Consider the following 12,739-nt stretch of genomic DNA (forward strand, 5'->3'; position numbering starts at 1 on the left):
GCCTTGTCCGGGCAGGCCGAGTACGGCCTTGCGCCGGCTCGCCCCATTCGAGCGATGCAAATACGGAGACGATCATGGACGGAAGCGATACGCCGACCCCCGGCAAGTGCCCGGTTGCGCATGGGGCGCGTCCCGGCTTTGAGGTTCGCTCGAACCGAGACTGGTGGCCGAACCAGCTGAACCTGAAGATCCTGCACCAGCATTCTGCCCTGTCCAATCCGATGGGCAAGGCGTTCGACTATGCTGAAGAGTTCAAGAAGCTCGACCTTGCCGCGCTGAAGCAGGACCTGTTCGCGCTGATGACGGATTCGCAGGACTGGTGGCCGGCCGATTTCGGCCATTATGGTCCGCTGTTCATCCGCATGGCCTGGCACAGTGCCGGCACCTACCGCACCGGCGACGGGCGCGGCGGGGCCTCCTCGGGCACGCAGCGCTTCGCCCCCCTCAATTCGTGGCCCGACAACGTCAATCTCGACAAGGCCCGCCGCCTGCTCTGGCCGATCAAGCGCAAATACGGCAACCAGATCTCCTGGGCCGATCTGATGGTCCTGACCGGCAATTGCGCCCTGGAATCGATGGGCTTCAAGACCTTCGGCTTTGCCGGCGGCCGCGAGGATGTGTGGGAGCCCGAAGAGGACATCTACTGGGGCACCGAGAACGTCTGGCTCGACGACAAGCGCTACACCGGCGACCGCAATCTGGAGAACCCGCTCGCCGCCGTGCAGATGGGCCTGATCTACGTCAATCCGGAAGGGCCGAACGGCAATCCCGATCCTCTGGCGGCGGCGCGCGACATCCGCGAGACCTTCGCCCGCATGGCGATGAACGACGAGGAGACGGTGGCGCTGATCGCGGGCGGCCATACCTTCGGCAAGACCCATGGTGCCGGCGATGCGGCCAATGTCGGTCCCGAGCCCGAGGCGGCCGGCATCGAGCTGCAGGGCCTGGGCTGGCACAACAAGTTCGGCACGGGCAAGGGGGGCGATGCCATCGGCTCGGGCCTTGAGGTGACCTGGACCTCGACGCCGACCAAATGGAGCAACAACTTCTTCTGGAACCTGTTCGGCTATGACTGGGAGCTGACCAAGAGCCCGGCGGGTGCCCATCAGTGGCAGCCCAAGCACGGGGCGGGTGCCGGCTCGGTGCCGGATGCGCATGACCGCTCCAGGCGCCATGCCCCCTCCATGCTGACCACCGACCTGGCGCTGCGTGTCGACCCGGCCTATGAGAAGATCTCCCGGCATTTCTTCGAGAACCCGGAGGCCTTCGCCGACGCCTTTGCCCGGGCCTGGTTCAAGCTGACCCATCGCGACATGGGCCCGCGCGCCCGCTATCTCGGCCCGGAGGTTCCGGCCGAGGAGCTGATCTGGCAGGATCCGCTGCCGGCTGTCGACCATGCCCTGATCGACGAGAAGGACGCGGCCGATCTCAAGGCCAGGATCCTGGCTTCGGGCCTGTCGATTTCCGAACTCACCGCCACGGCCTGGGCCTCGGCCTCGACCTTCCGCGGCTCCGACAAGCGCGGCGGCGCCAATGGCGCGCGCATCCGTCTCGCCCCGCAGAAGGACTGGGAGGCCAACCAGCCGGCGCACCTGGCCAAGGTGCTCGCCACGCTGGAGGAGATCCAGCAGGGCTTCAATGCGGCGCAGGCCGGCGGCAAGAAGGTCTCGCTCGCCGACCTGATCGTGCTGGGCGGCAATGCCGCGGTCGAGCAGGCGGCCAAGCAGGCCGGCCATGAGGTGACGGTGCCCTTTGCACCGGGCCGCACCGATGCGAGCCAGGAGCAGACCGATGTGGAATCCTTCGCCGTGCTCGAGCCGGTGGCGGATGGCTTCCGCAACTATCTGAAGACGGACTACAGCGTTCCGGCCGAAGGGCTGCTGGTCGACAAGGCCCAGCTCTTGGGCCTGACGGCGCCGGAGCTGACGGTGCTGGTCGGGGGCCTGCGCGTGCTCGACGCCAATGCCGGCGCTAGCAAGCATGGCGTGCTGACCGACCGGCCAGGGGCGCTGACCACCGACTTCTTCGTCAACCTGCTCGACATGGGCACGGCCTGGAAGGCGACCTCGCCGGCCGAGGACGTGTTCGAGGGCCGCGACCGCGCCACGGGCGAGGTGAAGTGGACCGGCACCCGCGCCGACCTGGTGTTCGGCTCCAACTCCCAGTTGCGGGCGCTCGCGGAGGTCTATGCCAGCCAGGATGCCAACGCCAAGTTCGTCACCGACTTCGCCGCCGCCTGGACAAAGGTCATGAACGCGGATCGCTTCGATCTGGCGTGATCCAGATCGGGGGACCGCGCGTGGAAACGCCTGTAGCGTCCCCCCAGGCGCTAACTTCAGCAAGTAAGAGGCAACAATACCCCCCTGCAGGGAGAGGGTAAAGAACCAGCGCCTCGCAGGCTTATCTGCGCCTATGGTGCCGCCCCCTGCTCGCAGGCGGCACAGTTCAGACAAAACCGCGGCGGATGCCGTATTGATCGAGCTTGCGGTAAAGCGTGGGACGGGAGACGCCGAGCCTGCGGGCTGCCCGGCTCAGATTGCCGTCCTCGGCAGCCAGGACCTGGCGGATCGCCTGTCGTTCGGCTTCTTCCAGCGTTCCCGAAACCACCGGCAACGATGAGGCCTGGGCGTGGCCATCGCTGCATGTGGAGCGGATGATCTCCGCCGGCAGGTTGGAAAGGCCGACATTGCCGCCATTGCTGAGCACATGCAGCTTCTCGACCAGATTGCGCAGCTCACGCACATTGCCCGGCCAGCGATAGGCCATGAGGTGATCCAGTACCTGCGGCGTAAACACCAACGGCTCCATCTGCATGCGGGCAGCAATCTTCTGGTTGAAGTGGTCGAGCAGCAACAATATGTCCTCCCCGCGCTCGCGCAGCGGCGGTACGCGGATCGACACCGTGCTGATGCGGTAGAAGAGATCCTTGCGAAAACGCCCCGCCTCCACCTCCTGCTTGAGCTCGCGATTGGTCGAGGCCACCAATCGGACATCGATCGGCCGGCGCCGGCTGTCGCCGATGCGCGTCACCACGCGGTCTTCGAGCACACGCAACAGGAAAGGCTGGATATCCAGCGGCATTTCCCCGATTTCGTCGAGGCTGAGCACGCCGCCATTCGCAAGCTCGAACACACCCGGCTTGCCCTCGCGGCTGGCGCCGGTGAAGGCGCCGGGAGCATGCCCGAACAGCTCGCTGCCGAACAGTTCGCGCGTGATCGCCCCGCAATTGACCGCAACGAACGGAGCGTTCGCCCCCGATGGGCTGCCTTGCTGAACGAGCCTGGCAAACAGCTCCTTGCCGACGCCGGTCTCCCCTTCGATCAGCAAAGAGGTGACGTCACTGGATTGGGACACCCGACAGGCAATGTCGACGGCTGCCCGCAAGGCCGGGCTGTCGCCGACGATGGCGGCTCTCGCCTCGTTGAGGCGCGTGGATGCCGGATTGACGGCCGACACCAGGCTCGGCGCCGAAACGGGCGGAAACACCAGCGCCGCACCGCGTAGATCTCCATCCAGCTCGAGCCGATTGACATGACAGGTCTGGAATTCCTGCGGCAGTTGGCTGACCATCCTCTCCAGGCTGTCGGCAGCCGTCAATTCGACAAGTCTCCTGGCCTGGGCTCCCGAGAAGGAAGCGAGGAAGCCGCCCTCGATCGGCCTGGGCAGATTGGCCTTGTAGATCACCCGGCCATGGCGGTCGACAATCATCAATCCGTCGGAACGGCGATAGCGCGGCGCCGAGGTGATGAAGGCTTCGAGCAGGCGCGTGCGCTCCTCGCTCTGCTGGTCGGCCAAGGCCTTTTCGATTTCTCGCGCGGCCGCTGCGACCAGGGCGGTGTTGTGGGGCCTGAAGATATCGGGATGGCCGGACAGATCGACCACGCCGATGATGCGCCCGTCGAAGGGATCGCGCACCGGTGCACCGGCACAGGTCCACGCCTTGATGCCCGCGCAGAAATGCTCGGCCGCATGCACGAAGACGGGTTCACCAGCCCAGAGCGCCGTACCGATGCCGTTGGTGCCCACGACATCCTCGGTCCATTTGCCACCAATCGCCAAATGGATGTCCATGCCATCGCGCAAAGTGCGCTCGTCGCCGACGGTGTCGATGAGGGTGCCCTCGCCGTCAGCGAGAACCAGCATGGCGCCGGTGCCTTCAAGCAACCGGCCGATCGTGAAGAAGGATCGGCGCGCCGCTTCCAGGAGTTCCCGATTGAGATAGGCCAAATGCTCGACCTCATCGCGCCCTCCCCTCAGGGGAGCCTCATTCTGTTGAGCGTCGATGCCTCCCGTCGCGCAACGATGCCAGGAGTCGTGAATGAGGGAACGGACCGGCGAACGCGCACGATCCTGATCCGAGGCACCGGAGAGCAGGTTCTCCCAGGCTCGCATGGTCCGTCGTTCGTCATAGTCGAGGTTCACCACGGACAGGTTTTGTGCCTGCCGACCGGGTTGGGCAACGCTGGTGCGGATGTCGTCCAGATCGATATCGCGTGTCATGCGTGCTTCACATTGCTTTCTCGAGTAGCACCTCTAGTTCATGTGAGTTCCAATCGGACGGTGCCCTTCTTGCGAAGTTCGAAGGACGCCACCATGCCGTGGCCAAACGAACATCAAGAGCACGCTGTCTCCGCCCTATCAGGCAGACAAGGCAAGAGCGAGGCTCCGGAGCTCATTCGAGCTCCAGCCGGTGGCCGATTTCGGCAACAAGCCAGTCTTCGGAATGATTGCCGGACAATATCCGGTTGTCGAGATCGGCAATGAGGACGGCGATCTGCTCCTCGAGAGGCGCAAAAAAACCATTCTCGCTGGTCGCCAGCACGAAGATCTCGTTCCCGTCACGCGCCGTGATCTGGCCGAGATGATGGAGCTGGCGGCTGGTGTTTTCATCCACGATGATGACACGGCCATTGAGACTGACCCGCACCCGCGCGAGGGCCTCCTGGGCAGCAGCAGTCCCGCTCATATCGTGGAAGATGAGCCCTCTCGGCTGAGGTTTCGGCTTGGCTGCCCTGCCCGCGGAGTAAGCACCGCCGCTGAACTGATCGGCAAGACGCGTGATGGTAGCCCGATTTTCCGAAAGAAGCCTGCGAAACGCGGCATCCTCCCGGCGCGGACCATCCCGCTTGGAAATGATCTCGACCACGAATCCCTCCCAGATTTCATTGGCCAGAACGGCAGCATTTCATGCTCTGAAACGAGCATATTCTTTTTCCGGCCGCCCCACCAGCGTCACCTTATAGGCCAGGCCTTCGCATCACGGGTAGTAGAGGAGTACGACATTGGAGGTTCCAGCCGCAGCGTGTGCCGGACCATCAAGGCGAGCCGAAACGCGATTATCGCAACCGCGACTGCTCACGAAACTGACGTGGTGTAAGGCCAGAAATTCGGCGGAAGGCGCGGCTGAAGTGTGCGGGATCCGTATAACCGGAAGAAAATGAAACATCGATGATCTTGGATTCAGTGTCGCGCAAAAGCTTACTGGCGTTCTCGTATCTGACGGCGTCGAGTATATCCGAATATGCAAGTCCGAGATGAGAGAGCTTACGTTGAAAGGTTCGCGCGCTGACGCCTGCCATCTCCGCAACGTCAGCCAGAGCCGGAATTCCCTCGTCGAGATAGGCGGGCAACATCAGCTTGAGGAGTTCGACGATATCATAGGCAGCAGGACCGTCCTCGTTATCGTCCGGCGGAAGACCTAATTCGGTCGGACGCCGGGAAAGACTGAGATACGAGATCGGCAGGCTGATCCAGGCGGCAGGCTGGCCTGACAGAAAGCGCACATTTGGCCAGAAAGCCTGTGTCGCCGGCCCCGGCGTGTAGCGCGCTTCGAAGGCGATCGTTGCCGGCATCCAGTCGAGCCCCGCGAATTGCCGGACGATATGTATGGCGAAAATATTCTGGATCCACTGTGCGTGCTCCAGATGCAAGAATCCATTCGTCCTGGCGAGCCTGCTGCAAATCCGCACGTGATCGTCATCATGCTCGAGCCACATACTCAGAACCGTATCCTCTCGCGACGCCCATCTGCAAGCGTGCCGCAGCGCCACAAGCAGCGTGGGGGAGTGAGCGATCAGGGTCCGGGTTTTTCCCCTCATGTGGGAGTAGCTGATCCGCTGCGTGGCCAGAAAGCCTAAATCTTCGATACCCTGGCTTCTTTGCGCGGTTTCCGCAAAACGGAGTGTCGGGAGCAACGGGATATAGAGATCGCTCTTGTCCTCCAGAGACGACGGCAGTCGGAATTTTTCTAGAAGCGAACTGGTCGGTGCACCAATATCGTCAAGAATTCCGATGAAGGGCAGAAGAAACTGGCAGCGCGTCAAAGGGATGTTCGCCATCGGATCTCGCCGCAATGGTAGATTGATACTTCTAATTAGGCAGAGTTTCGTGAGATTCGCTATCGGCGCGAACAAAGAATATCCCCTAGAGCAAAACGCGTTTCGACGCGTCTTTACGAATCCTGGCGCTTGCTTCCAATCGCAAAACGCTTTGGCGATTGGCGCGAAATGGCAAGACCAGCGATCGGCCAATGTCCGAAATGACCTGAACAAGGTCCATCTGTCGGTCCGGAACGTCGGCCATGCCGCCCTTCGTGCGGCGGTCCCTGCTCTCGGGAGCGTATCGACGACGGTGAAATGCCAAGGGAAAACAGTGCGCTATCTCGCTATCGGGGTGATTACGGCATCTTTGGCAACGCCAGCTTGGGCATCCGATTTCTCACAGCCTCCCTCGCTGCACCAGCCCCTCATCGCATCGGGCCCGAGCTTTTTCATCACCAGCTATATCTGGGCGACCGCGATCGACGGAAAGAGTGCAACATTCCCCCCGCTTCCTGCCGCCGCCATCAATTTGAGCTTTCGCGATGTGCTCAAAGAGCTCAACGGCGCGATGATGGCCTCCCTGGAGATGCGTATCGGCCGCTGGGGTTTTCTGGTCGATGGGCAATTTTCCCAGGTCACCTCTGCGGGCGCGCTGCCAGGCCCCTTCTTTTCCTCGGTGAAGCTGCGTTCCCAAACCACGACCGTACAGGGCTCCATTCTTCATCGGGTCTATGACGGCTCGACCGTTTCACTGGATGTGGGCGGCGGCGTGCGGTTCTGGAACCTGAACAACAAGCTGGAGATCCTGCCGGGCCTGGCCAATCTTCGTATCGATCATCGCGACTCCGAGATGTGGGCAGACCCCATCGTCGGTGCCCGGCTCGGGATCAAGCTCAGCGGCCCGTGGAGCTTGACGGCGGCAGGCGATATCGGCGGTTTCGATATCGGCGCCAAGTTCACCTGGCAGGCGTTGGGCAGCGTCAACTACGCCTGGAGCGAGAGCTTGACGTTGAAAGCGGGCTATCGAGCGATCCATGTCGATTATCGCAATGGCGGCTTTTCGTACAATGTGACACAGCACGGTCCGGCCTTGGCGGTAACATACCGATTTTGACTGATCAGTCTATTATATCGACGATGTTAAAGGAATGGAAATGTTTATGACTGGGAATGCGGTTCGGGCGGCAAGTGTTTCCGCGCTTGCGCTGCTCGCGCTCTGCGGGCAGGCCTTCGCGCAATCAAGCGAGGCCCAGCCCAATGTCACCGATCCGCATTTCAAGATCGCGCCGGGCTATCTGAAAAAATCCGACCTGCCCAACAGCCTGCTCCTTCTGGGGCCGCCACCCGAGAAGGATTCGGCAGCGCTGGCCAGGGACGAAGAGGCGCGCAAAGCGACGATCCCCATGCGAGACACCGCGCGCTGGAAGCTCGCCTATACCGACGCCGATCTCGTTTTCCCGCAGGCGGCCGACAATTTTTCCTGCGCGATGGGTATCAAGATCGATGAGAAACAAACCCCGCGGCTCTATGCGATGATGCAGAAGGTGTTGTCCGATCTCGGACTATCGACCTATGGCGTGAAGAACAAATACAATCGCGTCCGCCCCTTCGTCGTTCACAACGAGGCGACATGCAGGGCGGATCAGGAAGCTATTCTGCGCACAGACGGCTCCTATCCGTCAGGTCATACGGCGGCCGGGTGGGGCTGGGCCCTCATCTTCGCGCAGATCAATCCCGAACGTTCCAACGAGTTGCTCAAGCGCGGCATCGCCTTCGGACAGAGCCGCGTGATCTGCGACGCTCACTGGCAGAGCGACGTCGATGCGGGGCGCATCATGGGTGCGGCGACCGTTGCGCGGTTGCAGACCAATGCAGCCTTCCTGGCCGACCTCAAGGCGGCAAAAGCGGAAGTGGAAGCGGCGAAGGCCAAGCACGCTGTTCCGACAGCGGACTGTGCGGCCGAGGCTACGGCCTTGTCCGAATAGTAAGCCGATTCCGGCCGGGTGAGCCGTACTCCTTCGCGTCCGTTCGACACCGAACGTCATGGGCTCGCAAGAAGAGCGAGCTCCAGCTGGCGGAAAACCACACGAATGACGGCTTTATCGCAAACTCATCGTCAATGGTTGCTGGTGCATGAGGGGCATCCGATTTCAGGGGCGCCCTTCATTGTTCTCAGGGTGTTACTCTGATCGCTCGGTGATCCTGCTGTGCGTTGGACCATCGCCGAATCAAGCGGCGTTTCCGACCCGCACTCGGATGTAGGTCCCCCCATGCGCGGAGACGATCCGCTCCAGCATCGAGATGGTTCACATGATGCGCAAACGACAGGCGAGGCAATGCTTATCCGGCGCCGTCATTGGCCGGGCAATTGGAGACTTTGGCGGCTTGAGCCGGTGCTAGCTGGCCTTGTCGTGACTGCATATCGCCGCTGCGACAAAGCCAACCGCCTTCTCCTTTCTCGAAGAATAATCCCTTGAGGGCTCAGTTTAACGGGCTCGCCTCCGGAACCTTCCACTTCCCGCTGACAATGGATTGCTCCGGACGATAAAGCCGCGTGGTGTAGTTCCAACCCTCGACGATCGGCAGGCAGTTCGGGATTTTGCCGTCACAGCCGCCGAACTGGATTGTCGTCGATCCGTCCGCATTCTTCTTGGCGGTAATGCTATTGACCGAATAGGCGTTGTAGACGTTCTTCTCGAAGAAGCCCTTTGGGTTGTAGACGCTGACCGACCAGAAATCCTTCACCGGCACATTCGCCGGCACGCTGAGGGTGTGGACTGTTTGGCCATCGTTTTTCGCGGGAGTGAAGCTCACATAGATGGCGTCCCTGTCCGGAATACCGCCCCATCCGGCGGCTGTGCCAATCAGGTGCTGGATCGGATCGACACTGCCGCGAGCTCCAAAGGCGCCCCGAAAAGACGTCTGATATTTTGCCAAGGCAAGCAGTGCATTGCGAATATCCGTGAGATTGCCTTCGTCCCAGTTCGGAAGATCGAGCCTGCCTGCCTCGTTCTGGCTGACCTTGATCGCATCCTGAAGCCTGTGGACCTCGTCGAGATCCTTCGGATCGTTGGGATCGACCAGAGTCCGGACAGCCACGAAGGCATATCGGGTGCCAACCGATTTCTGCGTCAGCGTCACTGGCTTCGTGCCGTAGGCGACGATCGGCAGGTAGTGGTCCTGGTCGACCACCATCATCGACATATAGCGCTTGCCCGCGTCAGGCAGCGAGAGTGTTACCGGGCCGCCGGCGAGATCAAACACCGCAAACGAATAGAGCGTGTCGCGGTTCATGCGAATGACCGTTTGATTGTCGATCGACGCGGGCTCTCGGGAGTGCTGAAACTTGCCCAGCCCGCCTATGACCTTTGCATTCATCGCGAGGTAATGGTCGGTCTCAGCGCGGAGGAAATTGTCCATGGTGACCGGCATTGTACTGCTTGCCGTCTGGGCAAATGCTCCACTGGTCAGCGCAACTGAAGCAAAGGCGAGACCGATCCCAACCAGGCGGAACATAAACAAACCTCTTCATTCAAGACCGCGCAGAGTAACGATGTGGTGCCATTCCACAGGGCGCGGCGCGGGGCATCTCAAACGCTGTCCAACCCATCAAGGCCTGATCAGCAGACGAACTTTGTTCGGCCCTTTTCGAGCATAGGCAGACCACCCGTCTTGCCATTTCGCGCCAACCGCCATCCGGCGACTGCTTTTCTTCCATGAAGCGCCCGAGATGGGTTCCTCCCTACCGCCGCTCACCAAAACCTCAGAGAAATGGCGGGGCTCTTGCCGGTCAAGCCCCGAGCATCCGCAAGGGCATAATCGTCTGCGGCACAGGCAGGCTAAGCGCAAGTGAGACCGGCAGCAGGATCAGAAGCTTGTTCTTGAGCGAGTATGTGAAGATACGCGGCGAATGGATGGACACCGGGCCGTCGCCGCGTTGGAGACGGCTGTCGGGGGCAGCACAAAAGTCGGGGTCGTCCCGCGTGTGAGGCATGCGGATCAGGCGGTCGCCGTCTTCTCCAGCAGATGGAGCAGGTCCGGGTGATGTTTGGCAGCAACGTCCGGATGAGAGCGCAGGCGGCTCTTAAGATGGTTGATGCCCACCTCCCGGAAGATCGGATTGAGCGGATCGACCGTCACGCCGCGTTCGCTGCTTCGAAGCGCGTCCGGCAGCGGGATCACCGGTATCCGGGCGTGATAGCGGGCACCGAGGAAGAAGGCGACCGAAAAGCGTTCCGTGCCGCTCGGCGGTGTAACGACATCATGAACGTCGGCGCGCACGAAGCCGTTCGTCGCCATTTCCAGAAGTTCACCGCTGTTGATGACGAAGGTACCGGGTACGGGCGGTGCATCGATCCAGGCGCCTTCTTCCGTGCGGATCCGCAGGCCCGGCGTCGTATCCTGCAGCAGGACGGTGACGAGGCCGCCATCCTTGTGCGCGCCGACCCCCTGGTCGCTGCCGGCAGCCTCGCGACCCGGGTAACGGATGATCTTGAGAAGCTGCGACGGCGAGGGCTCGTAGATCTCGGCAAAGGCGTTTTCAGCCTGGCCGAGCGCAAGCGCCATCGCCTTCAGCACATCGATGCCGATGCGCGTGACTTCTGCTTGATAGCGCAACAGCAGCGGCTTCAGCTCCGGCTGGGCTTCCGGCCACTGGTTCGGGCCATAAAGCCTGTTCCACGGCGTGTCGGGACCCGCTTCGACAGGTTCGCCTTCGGTGTTGATGTCGAGCTGTTCGCGCCAATCCTGCTCGCCTCGCGTGCGCTCGTAGCCCGCTCGGTTATAGCCGCGAAAATGCGGCGACCTCACCATCTCGATCTTCAGCTTCTCGTCGTCAGGCAGTGCGAAGAAACGCTTTGAGGCAGCCAGCACATCGTCGATCAGGCTCTGGGGCACGCCATGACCGGTCATGTAGAAGAAGCCGTGCTCATGCAGAACGCCTGTCAATTCCTTGATGAAGGCATCTCGTTCGGGCGGAGCGCCGTGGAAGCGTGAGAAATCGACTGTCGGCAGATGGGCCGCAGGGGCGCGGGTCGTCATGTCACAACTCCTAGAAGACAGGTCTGGCTCAAACTGCAAGCGGGGACCAACGCAAGCAAGGGGCATGACGATTGGTCGAAATGGAAGCCTTTGAACACGATGTGATGTCCAGAAAACAGAGCAAGCCTCTTCTCAGATGCCCCCTATCGAAAGGTTTGCGACGCAATCGCTTGGCTAATCACGCCACCTGCGCGACGAAAGGGCCTGCCTTCCGCGCGCTGCACCGGCACCGCTGTCACAGGTTTCTCAGCTGCGCGCAGAGGTGCAAGGGCTTCATCGGCAACCGCGTCGTCGGTGATGATTTCGTCGATCTCCGAAACCTCGCAAAGGGTACAAAAGCTCGGCGAGGTAAATTTGGAGCTGTCGACGAGCAGGATCTTGCGTCCCGCCGATGCAATCATGGCGCGCTTCAGCGAGGCCACTTCCAGCGACGCCTCGGTCAGGAGGGTGCCGGTAACAGCCGAAGCCCCCATTAAACAAAGATCGGCATGCAACGTGCGAATGAAGCTCTCTCCAGGTTCTCCAGCAAGATGCCTATAACCGGCCCGGATGCTTCCGCCGGGCATGATCGTCCGCCAGGACCTGATGTCGGCGGCGAAATCTGCGATTTCGAGGCTGTTCGTCACGATCGTCAGGGGAAGATCTCGCTCGGCCGCAGCCCGCACAGCCTCCATGACGGTCGAGGAACTGTCCAAAATGACGCTGTGCCCAGCGCTCAGTCGTGATGCAGCCTCCCGTCCGATCGCCAACTTCTCAGCGCGCTGCAGTTGAGCGTTGAGCGAATTCTCGCGCTCAAAGGTCGCTCGTGCAGGCTGAACCAGATGTGCACCGCCATGGGTTCTCTCAAGATAGCCCTTTTCCATCAGGTATTCGAGATCGCGCCGCGCGGTGGATTGAGACCCGCCTGTCGCATCAGCCAGCTCTTGGACGCTGGCTGCGCCATTCGCCCGCAGATGCTCCAGGATGATCGCCCTGCGCTTCGCGGGAACCATGTCTACTCGTTTGGTCGCCGATTCCATGGCCCTACCTTGGTTGTCCCTGCCGCTTCCCCACAAGCATACAGGCCTGCGCGCTTCCCGCTGCCACTAACAGATCGTGTACCCGCAATCCACGACCAGACCAGATCCGATCATTGCGCCTAATCCTTCAATTTCTACCATTATCGATCAAGTAAGCAATCGAAGTCTTGCTGATGACGACACCATCGCTGCCGGAACCGTGACGATCTGCATCACTCACATTGATTTTCATGCTCCTCTCTCGTCATTTGATCATGGCCTCCGGAGATGGGGAGAAAATATGAAACCAAAAACGGAGATGGCACCGATGCCCGACCCAGCCCCGAAGGAGGATAGATCACCGGCCAATTCACTCGACTT

The 12,739-nt window shown here is 61.3% G+C and carries 9 protein-coding genes; 3 read left to right on the forward strand and 6 right to left on the reverse strand.

All coding sequences use genetic code 11. The features are described 5' to 3' along the window. The first annotated feature begins 74 nt into the window (after positions 1 to 74). On the forward strand, positions 75 to 2,279 hold the full coding sequence (gene katG, locus ACR9ZN_RS04780; protein WP_481271499.1) for a catalase/peroxidase HPI: 2,205 nt from the start codon (positions 75 to 77) through the stop codon (positions 2,277 to 2,279). A gap of 166 nt (positions 2,280 to 2,445) precedes the next feature. Here the strand turns inward: katG and ACR9ZN_RS04785 are convergent, their stop codons facing one another. The 3 genes from ACR9ZN_RS04785 to ACR9ZN_RS04795 all read right to left on the reverse strand — a co-directional run bounded on the left by ACR9ZN_RS04785 (position 2,446) and on the right by ACR9ZN_RS04795 (position 6,338). Then, positions 2,446 to 4,500: a sigma-54-dependent Fis family transcriptional regulator gene (locus tag ACR9ZN_RS04785; protein WP_481271500.1), complete on the reverse strand. Its 2,055-nt coding sequence runs from the start codon at positions 4,498 to 4,500 to the stop codon at positions 2,446 to 2,448. A 172-nt stretch (positions 4,501 to 4,672) separates the two neighbouring features. Next, positions 4,673 to 5,146, reverse strand: a complete 474-nt coding sequence (locus ACR9ZN_RS04790; RefSeq protein ID WP_481271501.1) for a hypothetical protein — start codon at positions 5,144 to 5,146, stop codon at positions 4,673 to 4,675. 190 nt (positions 5,147 to 5,336) lie between these two features. Continuing rightward, positions 5,337 to 6,338 carry a helix-turn-helix transcriptional regulator gene (locus ACR9ZN_RS04795; RefSeq protein ID WP_441773584.1) on the reverse strand — a complete coding sequence of 334 codons (1,002 nt, stop codon included), beginning with the start codon at positions 6,336 to 6,338 and terminating at the stop codon, positions 5,337 to 5,339. A 49-nt stretch (positions 6,339 to 6,387) separates the two neighbouring features. On the opposite strand from ACR9ZN_RS04795, the gene ACR9ZN_RS04800 reads away from it, so the two are divergent. Together ACR9ZN_RS04800 and ACR9ZN_RS04805 are read left to right on the forward strand one after the other, a co-directional pair. Then, on the forward strand, positions 6,388 to 7,434 hold the full coding sequence (locus ACR9ZN_RS04800) for a hypothetical protein (RefSeq protein WP_481271502.1): 1,047 nt from the start codon (positions 6,388 to 6,390) through the stop codon (positions 7,432 to 7,434). A gap of 46 nt (positions 7,435 to 7,480) precedes the next feature. Further along, on the forward strand, positions 7,481 to 8,305 hold the full coding sequence (locus tag ACR9ZN_RS04805; RefSeq protein ID WP_481271503.1) for an acid phosphatase: 825 nt from the start codon (positions 7,481 to 7,483) through the stop codon (positions 8,303 to 8,305). Between the two features lie 496 nt (positions 8,306 to 8,801). Here ACR9ZN_RS04805 and ACR9ZN_RS04810 read toward each other — a convergent pair whose 3' ends face one another. The 3 genes from ACR9ZN_RS04810 to ACR9ZN_RS04820 all read right to left on the reverse strand — a co-directional run bounded on the left by ACR9ZN_RS04810 (position 8,802) and on the right by ACR9ZN_RS04820 (position 12,379). Then, on the reverse strand, positions 8,802 to 9,836 hold the full coding sequence (locus tag ACR9ZN_RS04810) for a DUF1254 domain-containing protein (protein WP_481271504.1): 1,035 nt from the start codon (positions 9,834 to 9,836) through the stop codon (positions 8,802 to 8,804). A 483-nt stretch (positions 9,837 to 10,319) separates the two neighbouring features. Continuing rightward, positions 10,320 to 11,360: an isopenicillin N synthase family dioxygenase gene (locus ACR9ZN_RS04815; RefSeq protein WP_454817446.1), complete on the reverse strand. Its 1,041-nt coding sequence runs from the start codon at positions 11,358 to 11,360 to the stop codon at positions 10,320 to 10,322. Positions 11,361 to 11,503: 143 nt separating this feature from the next. Further along, complete coding sequence (locus ACR9ZN_RS04820) at positions 11,504 to 12,379, reverse strand: DeoR/GlpR family DNA-binding transcription regulator (RefSeq protein ID WP_454817444.1); 876 nt, start codon at positions 12,377 to 12,379, stop codon at positions 11,504 to 11,506. Between the last annotated feature and the right edge of the window lie 360 nt (positions 12,380 to 12,739).

This window comes from Labrys sp. HAY1-8F (assembly GCF_056754975.1).